The 16,821-nt window shown below is 57.6% G+C and carries 14 protein-coding genes and 1 riboswitch; of the genes, 6 read left to right on the forward strand and 8 right to left on the reverse strand.

All coding sequences use genetic code 11. From position 1 onward, the window contains the following. Positions 1 to 424: 424 nt before the first annotated feature. Both purH and purD read left to right on the forward strand, forming a co-directional pair. Complete coding sequence (gene purH / locus QMM04_RS13975) at positions 425 to 2,014, forward strand: bifunctional phosphoribosylaminoimidazolecarboxamide formyltransferase/IMP cyclohydrolase (protein ID WP_282996376.1); 1,590 nt, start codon at positions 425 to 427, stop codon at positions 2,012 to 2,014. 18 nt (positions 2,015 to 2,032) lie between these two features. Then, positions 2,033 to 3,313, forward strand: a complete 1,281-nt coding sequence (gene purD / locus QMM04_RS13980; RefSeq protein ID WP_021508193.1) for a phosphoribosylamine--glycine ligase — start codon at positions 2,033 to 2,035, stop codon at positions 3,311 to 3,313. A 28-nt stretch (positions 3,314 to 3,341) separates the two neighbouring features. Here purD and QMM04_RS13985 read toward each other — a convergent pair whose 3' ends face one another. The 6 genes from QMM04_RS13985 to nudC all read right to left on the reverse strand — a co-directional run bounded on the left by QMM04_RS13985 (position 3,342) and on the right by nudC (position 7,741). After that, a complete protein-coding gene (locus QMM04_RS13985) occupies positions 3,342 to 4,007 on the reverse strand; it encodes a DUF1481 domain-containing protein (RefSeq protein ID WP_058776449.1) in 666 nt (221 codons plus the stop codon). 68 nt (positions 4,008 to 4,075) lie between these two features. Beyond that, positions 4,076 to 4,348 carry a nucleoid-associated protein HU-alpha gene (hupA, locus tag QMM04_RS13990; protein ID WP_006121511.1) on the reverse strand — a complete coding sequence of 91 codons (273 nt, stop codon included), beginning with the start codon at positions 4,346 to 4,348 and terminating at the stop codon, positions 4,076 to 4,078. 188 nt (positions 4,349 to 4,536) lie between these two features. Further along, a complete protein-coding gene (locus tag QMM04_RS13995) occupies positions 4,537 to 5,127 on the reverse strand; it encodes a YjaG family protein (protein WP_031279834.1) in 591 nt (196 codons plus the stop codon). 62 nt (positions 5,128 to 5,189) lie between these two features. Then, positions 5,190 to 5,858, reverse strand: a complete 669-nt coding sequence (nfi, locus tag QMM04_RS14000) for a deoxyribonuclease V (RefSeq protein WP_215480787.1) — start codon at positions 5,856 to 5,858, stop codon at positions 5,190 to 5,192. Positions 5,859 to 5,860: 2 nt separating this feature from the next. Then, entirely contained in the window at positions 5,861 to 6,928 is a 1,068-nt protein-coding gene (hemE, locus tag QMM04_RS14005; protein ID WP_215480786.1) for a uroporphyrinogen decarboxylase, read from the reverse strand. 39 nt (positions 6,929 to 6,967) lie between these two features. Next, entirely contained in the window at positions 6,968 to 7,741 is a 774-nt protein-coding gene (nudC, locus tag QMM04_RS14010) for an NAD(+) diphosphatase (RefSeq protein WP_021508198.1), read from the reverse strand. An 88-nt stretch (positions 7,742 to 7,829) separates the two neighbouring features. On the opposite strand from nudC, the gene QMM04_RS14015 reads away from it, so the two are divergent. The 3 genes from QMM04_RS14015 (at position 7,830) to thiE (ending at position 11,250) form a co-directional block, all read left to right on the forward strand. Then, entirely contained in the window at positions 7,830 to 8,336 is a 507-nt protein-coding gene (locus QMM04_RS14015; RefSeq protein ID WP_021508199.1) for an Rsd/AlgQ family anti-sigma factor, read from the forward strand. A 152-nt stretch (positions 8,337 to 8,488) separates the two neighbouring features. Then, a riboswitch (TPP riboswitch) is annotated at positions 8,489 to 8,589 on the forward strand. A 91-nt stretch (positions 8,590 to 8,680) separates the two neighbouring features. Beyond that, a complete protein-coding gene (gene thiC, locus QMM04_RS14020; protein WP_021508200.1) occupies positions 8,681 to 10,603 on the forward strand; it encodes a phosphomethylpyrimidine synthase ThiC in 1,923 nt (640 codons plus the stop codon). Then, positions 10,603 to 11,250, forward strand: a complete 648-nt coding sequence (thiE, locus tag QMM04_RS14025) for a thiamine phosphate synthase (RefSeq protein WP_021508201.1) — start codon at positions 10,603 to 10,605, stop codon at positions 11,248 to 11,250. Before thiC ends, thiE begins: the two co-directional genes overlap by 1 nt. A 162-nt stretch (positions 11,251 to 11,412) precedes the next feature. Here thiE and QMM04_RS14030 read toward each other — a convergent pair whose 3' ends face one another. Continuing rightward, the gene (locus tag QMM04_RS14030) at positions 11,413 to 12,867 is read right to left on the reverse strand and encodes a PLP-dependent aminotransferase family protein (RefSeq protein WP_058769980.1); all 1,455 of its coding nucleotides are present in this window, start codon (positions 12,865 to 12,867) and stop codon (positions 11,413 to 11,415) included. A 175-nt stretch (positions 12,868 to 13,042) separates the two neighbouring features. Here QMM04_RS14030 and QMM04_RS14035 point away from each other — a divergent pair, with 175 nt between their 5' ends. Then, entirely contained in the window at positions 13,043 to 13,228 is a 186-nt protein-coding gene (locus QMM04_RS14035) for a DUF1127 domain-containing protein (protein WP_058769981.1), read from the forward strand. A 66-nt stretch (positions 13,229 to 13,294) separates the two neighbouring features. Here QMM04_RS14035 and rpoC read toward each other — a convergent pair. After that, positions 13,295 to 16,821, reverse strand: a 3,527-nt coding sequence (gene rpoC / locus QMM04_RS14040) for a DNA-directed RNA polymerase subunit beta' (protein ID WP_282996377.1), incomplete at its 5' end; no start/stop codon positions are given.

Consider the following 16,821-nt stretch of genomic DNA (forward strand, 5'->3'; position numbering starts at 1 on the left):
ATTACGCTTTCCTCCTTCAGAGTCAAACACTTTTTTCAGCGTTTTTCTCCGGCGGAAGTTCTTAACGAAGCTTCCTGTCTACACCGCATTCCGTAAGTCGTTGTGCCGTGTCGATGGAGGCGCATTATAGGGAGTTGTTCGGCACGCGCAACCGCTAAATTCAATAAAAACAATCGTTCGCTGCATTCCACAGCAAAACCCCGTCTTATACCCGGTTACACACAAAGTTATCCACATCTGCAGCCGGTAATAAATTTAGGCGAGCATCGCGCAAACGTTTTCGCTACAATGCCCCGCGACGTCAAGGATGCCCCTTCTGGGGCGTTACCTGAGGTAAATGTTCTCTTCTATATATAGAGAGAGAAAGTTAAGCCTGATGTAACGCTCTTATTTACGCGAAACAAAGCCAAGGGATAAAACCACCATGCAACAACGTCGTCCTGTACGCCGCGCTCTACTCAGTGTCTCTGATAAAGCCGGTATCCTCGAATTTGCTCAGGCACTCTCCAGCCGTGGTGTTGAGCTGCTCTCCACAGGTGGTACTGCTCGCCTGCTGGCAGATGCGGGCCTGCCCGTTACTGAAGTTTCTGACTACACCGGTTTCCCGGAAATGATGGATGGACGCGTCAAAACGCTGCACCCCAAAGTGCACGGTGGCATTCTGGGCCGTCGCGGCACTGATGATGCCATCATGGCCGAGCACGCCATCAATCCTATCGACATGGTGGTCGTTAACCTCTATCCCTTTGCCCAGACCGTGGCGAAACCTGACTGCAGCCTGGAAGATGCCGTTGAGAACATTGATATCGGCGGTCCCACTATGGTGCGCTCGGCAGCCAAGAACCACAAAGACGTGGCGATCGTGGTGAAGAGCAGTGACTACGACGCGATCATCGCGGAGCTCGATGCCAACGAAAACTCCCTGACGCTGGAAACCCGTTTCGATCTGGCAATCAAAGCCTTCGAACACACTGCCGCTTACGACAGCATGATTGCCAACTACTTTGGCAGCCTGGTACCGGCCTATCACGGCGAAAGCTCTGCGCCGGCGGGCCGCTTCCCGCGCACCCTGAACCTCAACTTTATTAAAAAGCAGGATATGCGTTACGGCGAGAACAGCCATCAGGACGCTGCTTTCTATATTGAAGAGCAAGTCAGCGAAGCGTCGGTCGCCACCGCACAGCAGCTGCAGGGCAAAGCGCTGTCCTACAACAATATTGCCGATACCGATGCGGCACTGGAGTGCGTCAAGGAGTTCAGCGAGCCAGCCTGCGTTATCGTCAAGCACGCTAACCCATGCGGCGTCGCCGTAGGCGATTCAATTCTTGCCGCCTACGAGCGCGCTTATAAAACCGATCCGACCTCGGCGTTCGGCGGCATCATCGCCTTTAACCGTGAGCTGGATGAAGCGACCGCGCAGGCGATCATCAGCCGTCAGTTCGTGGAAGTCATTATTGCGCCATCGGCCAGTGAAGCGGCACTGCGCGTGACCGCAGCCAAACAGAACGTCCGCGTTCTGGTGTGCGGTCAGTGGCAGAGCCGCGTGGCCGGTCTCGACTTCAAACGCGTCAACGGTGGACTGCTGGTTCAGGATCGCGATCTCGGTATGGTCGATGCCAGCCAGCTGCGCGTTGTCAGCCAACGTCAGCCGACCGAACAGGAGCTGCGTGACGCGCTGTTCTGCTGGAAAGTGGCGAAGTTCGTTAAATCCAACGCCATTGTGTATGCACGCGACAACATGACGATCGGTATTGGCGCGGGCCAGATGAGCCGCGTTTACTCTGCCAAAATTGCCGGCATCAAAGCCGCTGACGAAGGACTGGAGGTGAAGGGTTCCGCCATGGCTTCCGACGCCTTCTTCCCGTTCCGCGATGGCATTGATGCCGCAGCAGCAGTGGGCATCACCTGTGTGATCCAGCCGGGCGGTTCCATTCGCGATGATGAAGTTATTGCTGCCGCCGACGAGCACGGCATCGCGATGATCTTCACTGACATGCGTCATTTCCGCCATTAATAGCCTGGAGCCGTAACGATGAAAATTTTAGTGATTGGTAATGGTGGACGTGAACACGCGCTGGCGTGGAAAGCAGCACAGTCGCCGCTGGCAGAAACGGTATTTGTTGCGCCAGGCAACGCCGGTACCGCGCTGGAGCCGGCCCTGCAGAACGTGGCCATCAGCGCCACCGATATTCCGGCACTGCTGGCGTTTGCGCAGCAGGAAAACATCGACCTGACCATCGTCGGACCGGAAGCGCCGCTGGTGATTGGCGTAGTCGATGCGTTTCGCGCTGCCGGCCTGAAAATCTTTGGCCCGACGCAGGCGGCCGCGCAGCTGGAGGGCTCAAAAGCCTTCACCAAAGATTTCCTTGCCCGCCAGCAGATCCCGACGGCGGAATACCAGAACTTCACCGAGGTGGAACCCGCGCTGGCTTACCTGCGTGAGAAAGGCGCGCCGATCGTCATCAAAGCGGACGGTCTGGCCGCGGGTAAAGGCGTCATTGTCGCCATGACGCTGGCCGAAGCGGAAGCGGCAGTACAGGACATGCTGGCCGGCAATGCATTTGGCGACGCAGGTCACCGCATCGTCATCGAAGAGTTTCTTGATGGTGAAGAAGCCAGCTTCATCGTGATGGTGGACGGCGATAATGTCCTGCCAATGGCCACCAGCCAGGATCACAAACGTGTTGGCGACGGCGACACCGGGCCGAACACCGGTGGCATGGGCGCTTACTCACCGGCACCGGTAGTGACCGATGAGATCCACCAGCGCGTGATGGATCAGATCATCTGGCCAACCGTCAACGGCATGAAAGCGGAAGGTAACACCTACACCGGTTTCCTGTATGCCGGTCTGATGATCGACAAAGCCGGTCAGCCGAAGGTGATCGAATTCAACTGCCGCTTCGGCGATCCGGAAACGCAGCCGATCATGCTGCGCCTGCAGTCGGATCTGGTCGCGCTGTGCCTCGCCGCCGTCGACGGCAAGCTCGATCAGCAGCAGTCACAGTGGGATCCGCGCCCGTCACTCGGCGTGGTGCTGGCCGCTGGCGGTTATCCGGGCGACTACAACACGGGCGATCAGATCCACGGTCTGCCGCTGGAAGACGTACCGGACGGGAAGGTATTCCATGCCGGCACCACCCTGAAAGATGACCTGGTGGTAACCAGCGGCGGTCGCGTACTGTGCGTGACTGCGCTGGGTGAAGATGTGGCAGCAGCGCAGAAGAATGCCTACGCGCTGGCGCAGCACATCTCATGGAACGGCAGCTTCTGCCGTAATGATATCGGTTACCGCGCGATTAACCGCAAGTAAGCCCCCGGCGGCGGCCAGCTGGTCGCCGCTAAAAATCAGGCTCTTTCGGCTGCCAGCGGCACTCATCTTCCGGCGTGGCACGCAGCAGCTGAATCCCCTCTGGCGCTTCCAGCCACGACAGGGTAATCGGCTGTTGCTGCCCCTGCTGTTGTCGATACAGCGTCGCCAGCGTGTCGCGATCGAACGCCACATTCACCTGCTGCCCCTCACAGTCACGAACCTGCGTACCGCCCTGCCAGTGCCCCTGCCGCAACAGTACCCGGCCACTCAGCAGTGCATTGCTCTGCGCCAGCATGCGCTGCGCGTCAAACCGGTACAGCTCGACGCTGTCGGCGCTGACGGCTTCACGCCGGCCAGCCAGCTGTCGCTGCATAAAATTGAGGTTGCCCTGATGGTCGAAACGCAGGGTTACGTCGTCCGGCTGCTGGCCAGTGACGTGCCGTTCCACGCTCAGCAGTTGATCCGCCTGCCAGATATAGTCGGTGGTTTCCCGGCTATCGCCATTGAAAGGGGTGTAGACAGTACGCAGATGGACGGCTTCGTGGTCGCCGTTTTTACGCCAGATTCGCACCGTGCCACGGTCAGACAGATAGCCGCTGGCGGTGAAAGCCGGAAGATCGGGAGTGGCACTGCAGCCGGTGAGTAATACCCCGAGGAGGATGGCGCAGAGGCGCTGAGGAGAGATGTTCAGCATAGCAGGCCCCGGTAACAAAAAGGGGCGAAATCGCCCCTCTTTTAAAGCTAAACCGCGATGCGGAAAACTTACTTAACAGCGTCTTTCAGTGCTTTACCAGAGACGAACGCTGGCACGTTAGCTGCAGCGATTTTGATCTCTTTGCCAGTCTGCGGGTTGCGACCGGTACGCTCAGCGCGGTGGTTCACTTTAAAAGTACCAAAACCAACCAGTTGTACAGCATCACCTTCTTTCAGAGACTCAGTGATCGCAGCCAGGGTAGATTCCAGCGCAGCTTTAGCCTGGGTTTTTGACAGGTCAGCTTTCTCTGCGATCACATCAATCAGTTGAGTCTTGTTCATAAGTTATCCTTAAAGTGTATTTATCGCTTGCTAAGCAACGAGTGCGAGGGAAAAGCCATATTCTGGCACTCTTCAACCTGCACGCAAAGATAGCCACAATTTTCAGCCCCCCAAATGTAGACCAGACAGGGGGCTGATGTGAAGCCTCCAGGCGCGGTAATTCGGGCCTGAAGTCACGTTTTCTCGCCTTATTGCTGAAAAATTATACCGATGTTACTGATTCCGGCTTCACGCAGGTCTGCACGTAGCCCTTTGATTAGCTCCAGGTCCCGTTCTTCGCACTCTGCCAGCAGGCGAAAAATCTCCCACTGCAGGTCCCATTCGTCAATTACCGCCTGGTTGTCACGCAGCTCTTCGTCGCTCATTTCGCGACCGGCCTGGGTCATTTCGAGGATGGCCACGGTAGTGATCGACGTGCGGCTGACTTCGATGGCGTGCTCCAGCGTTTCACCGCTCAGCTGCGCGTGCAGGAGTTCACTCAGCGCCACGCAGGCGTCAATCGCCGGGTGCACGCCGTAAACGTCAAAGTCGTCACCGTTTGGGATCGCCGCTTCCAGTTTCTCCAGCTGGCTGTCGAAATTGATTTTGGCATCCTTCACCGTCAGGCTTTCCCACACCAGGTCGAGAATGCGGCGATAGAGCTGCGGATCGGCAAACTCGGTCTGCTGACAGAAGGCCCAGTAATTGGGGAACATCCGCTCGCACAGACAGGCCATAAAGGTCATGTGCTGCCAGCTTTCCAGCTTCGCCAGACGCAAATGGACGGGGTTCTGTAACATCAAACTTACTCTCGGTAGATTAGCTGGCGGCAGTGTACCGCAAAAGCCGCACACAAACAGCGTTAGCGCGCATTTTGCCACTTCACAAAAGCGGGACGGCCAGACGCCACGGCATCGGCCCAGCGCGTTGGCTCCGGCAAGCGGTAGCCAGCCATGCAGGCTTCAACCCAGTGCAGTGCGCTGTCGAGGCTGACGCGGTGGCCGGTTGAGACAAACAGCGGATTGCAGCGCGTCTTGCTGCGCCATACCCAGGCAATCTGCTCGCCTTTATCCATCAGCGGCTGACGACTGCCCGGTGCCGCATTCAGCTCAGCGAAACGGCCGCACAGGCGCTTTTTCGCTACGCCGATAGTCGGCACATCCAGCAGCGAGCCGAAATGCGCGGCAACGCCCAGTCGGCGCGGATGAGAGATGCCATGGCCATCGACGAACAGCAGATCGGGCCGCTGCGACAATTGCTGCCACGCCGCCTGCAGGGCTGGAATTTCGCGAAACGAGAGAAAACCGGGGATGTAAGGCATGGTGGTCGCGACACGCGCGATGCGATGCTCCACCAGCGTTAATGAAGGGTATTCGAGGATCACCAGGGCGGCGCGCGTTACCTCGCCGCCCTGTTCAAAACCGACATCGGCGCCGCCAATGAAGCGCGGCGGCAGTACGTCAAAATCATCCTGCCGCACCACGCTGGCGGCGAGCTGTACCTGTTGCTGTCGTAGTGCGGCTAAATCCATGCTTATCCCTGATGATATGGTCGTGATAGCCGATGCACCGCCTCCACAAACGCGCCAGCGTGCTCTGGCGGAACATCCTGATGAATCCCGTGACCGAGGTTGAAGACGTGGCCTTCGCCTGCGCCAAAGCCTTCCAGAATCCCTGCCACTTCCTGCTCAATTCGTGCAGGGGGTGCATACAGCATAGACGGATCCATGTTGCCCTGCAGCGCGACTTTATCGCCCACACGGCGCCGCGCTTCGCCAATATCGGTGGTCCAGTCAAGACCCAGCGCATCACAGCCGGTGGCCGCCATCTCTTCCAGCCACTGGCCGCCGCCCTTGGTAAACAGGGTGATGGGCACGCGTCGTCCTTCGTTCTCATGCAGCACGCTGTCGACGATTTTGTGCATGTAATAGAGTGAGAATTCGCGATAGTCGCGCCCGGTCAGCACGCCGCCCCAGGTATCAAACACCATCACCGACTGCGCACCCGCTTTAATCTGCGCGTTGAGGTAAAGGATCACGCTCTCTGCCAGCTTATCCAGCAGCGCGTGCAGTGTCTGCGGCTCGGCGTACATCATCTTCTTGATTTTGGTGAAAGCCTTGCTGCTGCCGCCTTCTACCATGTAGGTTGCCAGCGTCCACGGGCTGCCGGAGAAACCGATCAGCGGCACTTCGCCTTTGAGGTTGTGACGGATGGTGCGCACCGCATTCATCACGTAACCCAGCTCCTGCTCCGGATCCGGCACCGGCAGTTTATCCACATCGGCACGACAGATGATTGGATGGGAGAAACGCGGGCCTTCGCCGGTCTCAAAGTAGAGCCCCAGGCCCATCGCATCCGGAATGGTGAGGATATCGCTGAAGAGGATCGCGGCATCCAGCGCATAGCGGCGCAGCGGCTGCAGGGTGACTTCGCATGCCAGCTCCGCGTTCTTACACAGCGACATAAAATCACCGGCCTCAGCGCGCGTGGCTTTGTATTCCGGCAGGTAACGCCCGGCTTGTCGCATCATCCATACCGGGGTGATATCCACCGGCTGGCGTAACAGGGCGCGCAGATAACGATCGTTCTTCAGTTCACTCATAATGGGCTCTCTCATGCTAAGGCCGGCAGTGTAGCATTTTCACGCCGCGCTGGCGCGACACAGCGCAACCGTATCTTCAATCAGCCGGCGCGCCACGGTGCCCGGCGGCGGCAACAGGGGCAGGTCGTCGTAACGATACCAGCCAGCATCCAGCAGCTCTTTACCATCATGCTGCAGCTCGCCGCCATCGTACTCCGCCATGAACGCCATCATCAGCGAGTGCGGAAACGGCCACGGCTGCGAGGTCACGTAACGCACATTTTTTACCCGCACGTTGCTCTCTTCCATCACCTCGCGGGCCACCGCCTGCTCCAGCGTTTCGCCGACTTCGACAAAACCGGCCAGCACGGTGTAGATGCTGTTGCGATGGCGCGCATGGTTTGCCAGCAGGATCTCCTCACCGCGACGAATCGCCACAATGATACAGGGGGCGATTTGCGGATAGTAGCGCTCGCGGCAGTGGCTGCACAGGCAGGCAAATTCGCGCTTGCTGTGCTGCATTTCATGGCCGCAATAGCCGCACCAGCGATGCGAACGGTAGAACTCAGCCAGCTGCACGCCGCGCCCGGCGAGCTGAAACAGACCGACATCTTCGTCAATCAGCTGGCGCACCGAGGCCATATTGTCCGGACGCGCTTCGCATACCAGCCAGACGTTTTCGCCCTGCCACTCGCCAATCACTCTGCCGCTGCTGCCGGTCAGGCCAAACTCGCCGGATAAGCCATGCGGCAACTCGCCTTGCGGCAACCAAAGTTTCTGCGCGGAGCTGACAATCCACCAGCCAGCGTCTACGCTTGAGATCTCACGTTGCATCTTAATCGTTGTCCTTAGCGTCAAATGGCACGCTGAAATCCTGATGTTAAGTGTGTAATAAACAACTATAACTCACCTGGAGCCCCGTATGCTTACCCAGTTAGATAACCTGACCGAGCGTGTAGGTGGCGGTAATGAATTAGTCGACTCATGGTTGCGCGCCCGTCGACAGCTGCTCGTCACCTATTACGAGTTAATTGGCATGAAGCCGAACAAAGAAGCGCTGACCGCGCTGGATGAACAGGCGCTGGATGCGTTTTGCCATCGTCTGGTGGACTATCTCTCTACCGGCCACTTCAGCGTTTACGAGCGCATCATCAGCGAGATGTCCGGCGACAGCCCGATGATTGCGGCAGCGCAGATCTATCCGGCGCTGGAAGGCAATACTGAACGGCTGATGCAACTGTATGACAGCCATCTGCAGCAGGCCATTAATGACGACAACTGCGTGGATTTCCAGCAGGCGCTGTCAGAAGTGGGCGAAGCGCTGGAGTCACGCTTTACGCTGGAAGACAAACTGATTCAGCTCGCCTGGGATAACCAGCTGGCGCGCCCGCCGGTAGCCAATGACAGCACCATTGCTCGTCCGGCCTGAACCGCTGCAGTTGTAAAAGACTTGTTATTCAGGAAAAGCCCTTTTATGCTGAATGGGCTTTTTTATTGTCTTTTTTAACGACAATCCACAATCAAACTTTGCGATATAAGCGCAGCGTGCAGCAGTCAGTAAAGTCGCTTATCGCGTAAAACGTAAACTTGTCGGAGTGCCCTTAGGGGCTGAGACCGTTAATTCGGGATCCGCGGAACCTGATCAGGTTAGTACCTGCGAAGGGAACAAGAGTAGATGTGATCAGCACGGTGCAGTCAGGCGCCCGGCACCGTTTCTGTTACTCCTTCCGGACTCCGGACAAGCAGCTTCCCCTTGTTTTCAGGAAACTTGCTATGTCTGATGCTAAAACCTCACGTCGTGAACAACGCGCGCAGGCGCAAAAATTTATCGATTCGCTCCAGGGAACCGCCTTCCCTAACTCCAAACGTATCTGGATCAGCGGCAGCCGCGCGGATATCCGCGTCCCGATGCGCGAAATTCAGCTCAGCCCGACGCACACCGGCGGCAGCAAAGATCATCCGCAATACGCAGAAAATGAACCGGTGCCGGTGTATGACACTGCCGGTGCCTATGGCGATCCCCACGCGACCATTAATGTGCATCAGGGTCTGGCAAAATTACGCGCCGGCTGGATTGCCGAACGCAACGACAGCGAAACCATCAGCGCACTCAGCTCAAGCTACAGTCAGCAGCGGCTGGCAGATGACGGGCTGGATCATCTGCGTTTTGAACACCTGCCGCTGCCGCGCCGTGCCAAAGCGGGTCGCCGCGTCACGCAGCTGCATTATGCGCGTCAGGGCATCATCACGCCGGAGATGGAGTTTATCGCGCTGCGCGAAAACATGGGACGTGAGCGTATCCGCAGTGCAACGCTGTTGCAGCAGCACGCCGGCCACGGCTTTGGTGCGCAGCTGCCAGAGAATATCAGCGCCGAATTCGTACGCGCCGAAGTGGCCAGCGGCCGCGCCATCATTCCTGCCAACATCAATCACCCCGAATCGGAGCCGATGATCATCGGCCGCAATTTTCTGGTGAAGGTCAACGCCAACATCGGCAACTCGGCGGTAAGTTCGTCGATTGAAGAGGAAGTGGAAAAACTGGTGTGGGCCACGCGCTGGGGGGCAGATACCGTGATGGATCTGTCGACCGGCCGCTATATCCATGAAACGCGCGAGTGGATTTTGCGCAACAGTCCGGTGCCGATCGGCACGGTGCCAATCTATCAGGCGCTGGAAAAGGTCAACGGTATTGCAGAAGATCTTAACTGGGACATTTTCCGCGATACCCTGCTGGAACAGGCTGAGCAGGGCGTTGATTACTTCACCATTCACGCGGGCGTGCTGCTGCGCTATGTGCCGATGACCGCACAACGGCTGACCGGCATCGTGTCGCGCGGCGGCTCCATCATGGCGAAGTGGTGCCTGTCACATCATCAGGAAAACTTCCTCTACCAGCATTTCCGCGAAATCTGTGAAATCTGCGCCGCCTATGATGTCGCGCTGTCGCTCGGTGATGGTTTACGTCCCGGCTCGATTCAGGACGCCAACGACGAAGCCCAGTTTGCCGAACTGCGTACCTTAGGCGAGCTGACGCAAATCGCCTGGCAATATGATGTGCAGGTCATGATTGAAGGCCCCGGTCACGTGCCGATGCAGATGATCCGCCGCAATATGACCGAGCAGCTGGAACACTGCCATGAAGCGCCGTTTTATACGCTGGGCCCGCTGACGACCGATATCGCGCCGGGCTACGATCATTTCACCTCCGGGATTGGCGCCGCCATGATCGGCTGGTTTGGCTGCGCGATGCTGTGCTACGTCACGCCGAAAGAGCACCTTGGCCTGCCGAATAAAGAGGATGTTAAGCAGGGGCTGATTACCTACAAGATCGCCGCGCACGCTGCCGATCTGGCTAAAGGCCATCCCGGCGCGCAGATCCGCGACAACGCCATGTCGAAAGCTCGCTTCGAGTTTCGCTGGGAAGATCAGTTTAATCTGGCGCTCGATCCGCATACCGCGCGGGCCTATCACGACGAAACCCTGCCGCAGGAATCCGGCAAAGTGGCCCACTTCTGTTCCATGTGCGGCCCCAAATTCTGTTCAATGAAAATCACCCAGGAAGTGCGCGAATTTGCCGCCCGCCAGCAGGCTGAAGCCCAGCCGATAGCGCTGGGCATGGCGCAAATGTCCGATGCCTTCCGTAGCCGTGGCGGCGAGCTGTATCACGCCGCCGATGCCCTGAAAGAGGAAAAATGATGACTGAAGCCTTCCCTGCCACCGCGCCAAAACTGGGGCTCTATCCGGTTGTCGACAGCGTGTTGTGGATTGAACGCCTGCTGGCAGCCGGCGTGCGCACCCTCCAGCTGCGCATCAAAGATGGCGATGATCGCCAGATCGAAGCCGCAGTACGCGATGCCATCGCCCTGGGCAAACAGTACGGTGCGCGGCTGTTTATCAACGATTACTGGCGCTTAGCGATTAAGTACAACGCCTATGGTGTGCATCTTGGTCAGGAGGATCTGGATGTGGCCGACCTGGACGCTATCCGCCACGCCGGCTTACGCCTGGGTCTGTCGACACACGATGACGCCGAGCTGGATCGCGCGCTGGCGCTGCGTCCGTCCTATATTGCGCTCGGCCACATCTTTCCGACACAAACCAAAGAGATGCCCTCTGCGCCACAGGGCATAGCCGAGCTGAAGCGCCATCTGGCGCGGCTGCAGCATATTCCCACCGTGGCGATTGGCGGCATTTCGCTGGCACGCGTGCCGGAGGTGCTGGCGACCGGTGTCGGCAGCATTGCCGTGGTCAGCGCGATTACCCAGGCGGAAGACTGGCAGGCGGCCACCCGCCAGCTGCTGGCGCTGGTAGAATCCCCAGAGCATGTCGCAAAAGCGTTGTAACTGACTGCAACGGCGCTAAAAATCCGCGAATACGGCGCGCAAACGGCAGCAGTCAGGGCTGGCGCGACCGGGGACAATCGCTAAAGTGAGCCTGCCCGCTGTCGCTTGCAGCGGGCCAGGGCTGGCTTCCCCGACTCTCTGTCCGGCCCTGCCTTTCCACCGTTATTCTGTCAGGGAGGTGATATGGCGCGTTTCCGCACTGCAGGCCTGCATGGCACGCTCCACGGCTGCGCCGAGGCTGGCAATCGCCTGCTCGGTTTGCTCATTCATTGGCAGACCATAATTGAGGCGCAGGCAGTTGCGATATTTACCCGCCGCCGAAAACAGCGAACCGACCGCCACCTGGATTTTCAGCTCCCGCAGCTCCGCATTCAGCCGCACCGCATCGAAGGCTTCCGGCAGCTCAATCCACATCAGGAAACTGCCCTGCGGCCGCGAGACGCAAATGCCGCAGGGAAAATAGTGGCGCACCCAGCAGCTAAACGTCTCATAGTTACGCTGATACACCTGGCGCATGCGGCGCAAATGCGGCAGGTAATGGCCCTGACGAATAAACTCCGCGACCGCATACTGCGGCTGCGTTGCCGTCGAACCGGTGCCAATATATTTCATGTGCAGTACGCGATCGCGATAGCGTCCCGGCGCGACCCAGCCCACGCGCAAGCCGGGCGCAAGGGTTTTGGAAAACGAACTGCACAGCAGCACGCGGCCATCCATATCCAGCGATTTGATGGTGATCGGACGCGGATACTCCCACGCCAGCTCGCCGTAAACATCATCTTCAATGATCGCCGCGTCAAAGCGCTGCGCCAGCGTCAGCAGCGCGCGCTTACGCGCTTCCGGCATGATAAATCCAAGCGGGTTATTGCAGTTGGGTACCACCACCACCGCTTTGATTGGCCACTGCTCAAACGCCAGCTCCAGCGCCTCAAGACTGATCCCGCTGACCGCATCGGTAGGGATTTCAATGGCGCGGATGCCCAGACCGCGCAGTGTCTGCATGGTGCCGTGAAACGCCGGCGACTCAACGGCAATGATATCGCCTGGCTCGCACACGGCGCGAATCGACACCGACAGCGCTTCATGGCAACCGGTGGTGATGACAATTTCTTCCGCCGTCAGCTGACAGCCGCTGTCAATTGTCAGCCGCGCAATCTGCTCGCGCAGCGCTGCCACGCCGAGCAGGCTGTCGTAGTTGAGCTGATCCATGTCCTGCTTCTGCGCCATGCGGCCCATGATTTTCCACAGCGGCTTGAGCGTCGGCTGGGTCAGATCCGGCATGCCGCTGCCCAGCTGCAGCACGTCGCCATTAATGCGGCTGCTCAGCAGCTCCAGCACCGATTCCCACTGGGTGATCTCAACCGGACGCTGTACGGGTCGGGTCATCGCCGGCACCGGCGGCGTGGCTTTACGGGTAGCGACAAAATAGCCGGAACGCGGCTGCGGCACGATAAGCTGCTTCTCTTCCAGCAGATGATAAGCCTGCTGCACGGTGCTGATGCTGACGCCGTGCTCGATGCTGAGCGTACGCACCGAGGGCAAGCGTTCGCCGCTGCGATACAGCCCCTGCTCAATTCGGTCTGAAAGCAGACAGGCCAGATGTTGATAGCGCGTCATTGTGTGCCTCGCTGCGTTAACGGTGATCAAAAATCAGTACAGATGACGCCTATTTCTACCATTCAGATCGGTACGGGCGCAATCTGTATGTTAAAGATAAGTGATTTTTGAATCTGTATTGCATTCGCCATCAGAGGGAAAATGTTGTTCAGACATCATATTGAGGGCTGGGATTATGGAATTCGATCAGAACCGGGCGGCAAAACCGTTCAGCGTGACCTTACTCGATATCTTTCGTGGCGGCGTGCGCGCGATAAAACGCTGGCAGGCCAGACGGGAAACGCGGGAGATTCTTTCGCACCTGAGTGATGCGCAGCTGCGTGATATCGGGCTGACGCGTCAGGATATCAATCAGAAATAACGCGGATTTCAGACGAAAAAAAACCCTGCCGAGGCAGGGTTTTTTCATGGTCAGCAGAGCAGACGATTATTCGTCGTCGCTACCGCCCAGACCAGCGTTCAGCAGCTCAGCGAGGCTGGCAGAGGCTTCATCCGCAGTCACCTGCGGTGCAACCGGTGCTTCACCCGCCTGACGGCGACGCATACGATCCTGGTGGTAAGCATAACCGGTACCGGCCGGGATCAGACGACCCACGATAACGTTCTCTTTCAGGCCGCGCAGTTCGTCGCGCTTGCCGGCTACCGCTGCTTCGGTCAGGACACGGGTGGTCTCCTGGAACGATGCCGCAGAGATGAACGATTCGGTTGCCAGCGAGGCTTTGGTGATACCCAGCAGGTCACGCATGTACGTCGCGCCGATTTTGCCGTTCGCTTCCAGATCGCGGTTGGAGATCTTGATACGAGAGACTTCCGCCTGCTCGCCTTCCAGGAACTCCGAGCTACCCGCGCTCAGGATGGTTGCTTTACGCAGCATCTGACGCACGATGACTTCGATGTGCTTATCGTTAATCTTAACGCCCTGCAGGCGGTAAACTTCCTGCACTTCGTTAGTGATGTAACGGGTCACAGCATGGACGCCACGCAGACGCAGGATGTCGTGCGGAGACTCTGGGCCGTCAGAAACAACGTCACCACGTTCTACGCGCTCACCTTCGAATACGTTCAGCTGACGCCATTTTGGAATCATCTCTTCGTACGGATCGCTACCATCAACCGGTGTAATCACCAGACGACGCTTACCTTTGGTCTCTTTACCGAAGGAGATGATACCGCTGATCTCCGCCAGAATAGCTGGCTCTTTCGGACGACGCGCTTCGAACAGGTCAGCAACGCGTGGCAGACCACCGGTGATGTCCTTGGTACCGCCAGATTCTTGCGGAACACGCGCCAGGGTATCACCCGAGCTGATCTTCACGCCATCTTCCAACTGCACAATCGCTTTGCCCGGCAGGAAGTACTGTGCTGGCATATCAGTACCAGGGATCAGAACATCATTACCGTTCGCATCAACGATTTTCAGCGCAGGACGCAGATCTTTACCGCCCGCAGTACGTTCTGCAGAATCCAGAACCACCAGCGATGACAGACCGGTTAAATCGTCAGTCTGACGAGTAATGGTCTGACCGTCGATCATGTCAGTGAAGCGAATGAAACCGCCCACTTCAGTGATAACCGGCATGGTATGTGGATCCCAGTTTGCTACGGTCTCGCCCGCTGCAACCTGCTCGCCATCACCTTTGGCCATGACCGCACCGTAAGGCACTTTATAGCTCTCTTTGGTACGACCGAACTCGTCGATCATTTTCAGCTCAACGTTACGTGAGACGATAACCAGTTTCCCTGAGGAGTTGGTTACCGACTTGGCGTTAGTCAGCTTGATAGTACCTTTGTTCTTCACCTGAATGCTGGATTCAGCAGCCGCACGAGATGCCGCACCACCGATGTGGAACGTACGCATCGTCAGCTGTGTACCCGGCTCACCGATGGACTGTGCTGCGATAACGCCGATGGCCTCACCTTTGTTGATGATGTGACCACGTGCCAGATCGCGACCGTAGCAGTGTGCACACACACCGAAGTCGGTTTCACAGCTCACCACGGAACGCACTTTAATCGCGTCCACGGAGTTCAGTTCAACCACGTCACACCAGTGCTCATCGATCAGGGTGTTACGCGGGATCAGGATGTCCGCAGTGCCCGGCTTCAGCACGTCTTCTGCTGTCACACGCCCCAGTACACGCTCACGCAGCGGCTCTTTAACGTCGCCACCTTCGATGACCGGGGTCATCATGATGCCTTCGAATGTGCCACAGTCGTCTTCGGTGACCACCAGGTCCTGCGCCACGTCAACCAGACGGCGGGTCAGGTAACCGGAGTTCGCCGTTTTCAGTGCGGTATCGGCCAGACCTTTACGCGCACCGTGGGTCGAGATGAAGTACTGGAGTACGTTCAGACCTTCACGGAAGTTCGCGGTGATTGGCGTTTCGATGATTGAGCCATCTGGCTTAGCCATCAGACCACGCATACCTGCCAGCTGACGAATCTGTGCTGCAGAACCACGCGCACCGGAGTCGGCCATCATGTAGATGCTGTTGAACGACACCTGCTGCTCTTCTTCACCGTGACGGTTGATCACAGTTTCAGTTTGCAGGTTGTCCATCATCGCTTTGGAAACGCGTTCGTTGGCTGCGGCCCAGATATCGATGACTTTGTTGTAACGTTCGCCAGCAGTAACCAGACCAGACTGGAACTGTTCCTGAATCTCAGCAACTTCCGCTTCCGCTTCCGCGACGATTTCCGCTTTCTTAGCCGGGATCACCATGTCGTCGATACCGACAGAGGCACCTGAACGGGCTGCGTAAGCAAAGCCGGTGTACATGGTCTGGTCAGCAAAGATAACGGTCGGCTTCAGGCCCAGGATGCGGTAACAGGTGTTCAGCATCTTAGAGATCGCTTTCTTACCCAGCGCCTGGTTGACGATGGAGTAAGGCAGACCTTTCGGTACGATCATCCACAGAATCGCACGACCAATGGTGGTGTCGATCAGGCTGGTTTTCGCAACGAGCTCTTCCTGCTCATTTTTGCTGTATTCAGTGATACGCACTTTAACGCGCGCATGCAGCTCGGCCTGGCCAGCGCGATAAACACGCTCAGCTTCTTTCGGGCCGGTCAGTACCATGCCTTCGCCTTTGGCGTTCACTTTGTCGCGGGTCATGTAGTACAGACCCAAAACAACGTCCTGAGAAGGAACGATGATTGGCTCACCGTTCGCAGGTGACAGGATGTTGTTGGTAGACATCATCAGCGCACGCGCTTCCAGCTGGGCTTCCAGCGTCAGCGGTACGTGAACAGCCATCTGGTCACCATCGAAGTCGGCGTTATATGCCGCACAAACCAGCGGGTGCAGCTGGATTGCTTTACCTTCGATCAGAACAGGTTCGAATGCCTGGATACCCAAACGGTGCAGGGTTGGTGCACGGTTCAGCAGTACTGGGTGTTCGCGGATCACTTCGTCCAGGATATCCCAAACGACAGCTTCTTCACGCTCAACCATTTTCTTAGCGGCTTTGATGGTGGTGGCGAGGCCACGCAGCTCCAGCTTGCCGTAGATGAACGGTTTGAACAGCTCCAGTGCCATTTTCTTCGGCAGACCGCACTGATGCAGACGCAGGTATGGACCTACGGTGATAACAGAACGACCGGAGTAGTCAACACGCTTACCGAGCAGGTTCTGACGGAAACGACCCTGCTTACCTTTGATCATGTCGGCCAAAGATTTCAGAGGACGTTTGTTAGAACCGGTGATCGCACGACCGCGACGACCGTTATCCAGCAGGGCATCTACCGCTTCCTGCAGCATACGTTTTTCGTTGCGTACGATGATGTCCGGCGCAGCCAGATCCAGCAGACGCTTCAGACGGTTGTTACGGTTGATAACGCGACGATACAGATCGTTAAGATCGGACGTTGCGAAACGACCACCATCCAGCGGTACCAGTGGACGCAGATCTGGCGGCAGAACCGGCAGAACGGTCAGGATCATCCACTCTGGCT

This window comes from Pantoea sp. Pa-EAmG (assembly GCF_030024295.1).
GTDB lineage: Bacteria > Pseudomonadota > Gammaproteobacteria > Enterobacterales > Enterobacteriaceae > Pantoea > Pantoea dispersa.

Bases quoted from the DNA above. Each gene is read 5' to 3' on its own strand.
- purH (WP_282996376.1), top strand. From the start codon at position 425: ATGCAACAACGTCGTCCTGTACGCCGCGCTCTACTCAGTGTCTCTGAT.
- purD (WP_021508193.1), top strand. From the start codon at position 2,033: ATGAAAATTTTAGTGATTGGTAATGGTGGACGTGAACACGCGCTGGCG.
- QMM04_RS13985 (WP_058776449.1), bottom strand. From the start codon at position 4,007: ATGCTGAACATCTCTCCTCAGCGCCTCTGCGCCATCCTCCTCGGGGTA.
- hupA (WP_006121511.1), bottom strand. From the start codon at position 4,348: ATGAACAAGACTCAACTGATTGATGTGATCGCAGAGAAAGCTGACCTG.
- QMM04_RS13995 (WP_031279834.1), bottom strand. From the start codon at position 5,127: ATGTTACAGAACCCCGTCCATTTGCGTCTGGCGAAGCTGGAAAGCTGG.
- nfi (WP_215480787.1), bottom strand. From the start codon at position 5,858: ATGGATTTAGCCGCACTACGACAGCAACAGGTACAGCTCGCCGCCAGC.
- hemE (WP_215480786.1), bottom strand. From the start codon at position 6,928: ATGAGTGAACTGAAGAACGATCGTTATCTGCGCGCCCTGTTACGCCAG.
- nudC (WP_021508198.1), bottom strand. From the start codon at position 7,741: ATGCAACGTGAGATCTCAAGCGTAGACGCTGGCTGGTGGATTGTCAGC.
- QMM04_RS14015 (WP_021508199.1), top strand. From the start codon at position 7,830: ATGCTTACCCAGTTAGATAACCTGACCGAGCGTGTAGGTGGCGGTAAT.
- thiC (WP_021508200.1), top strand. From the start codon at position 8,681: ATGTCTGATGCTAAAACCTCACGTCGTGAACAACGCGCGCAGGCGCAA.
- thiE (WP_021508201.1), top strand. From the start codon at position 10,603: ATGACTGAAGCCTTCCCTGCCACCGCGCCAAAACTGGGGCTCTATCCG.
- QMM04_RS14030 (WP_058769980.1), bottom strand. From the start codon at position 12,867: ATGACGCGCTATCAACATCTGGCCTGTCTGCTTTCAGACCGAATTGAG.
- QMM04_RS14035 (WP_058769981.1), top strand. From the start codon at position 13,043: ATGGAATTCGATCAGAACCGGGCGGCAAAACCGTTCAGCGTGACCTTA.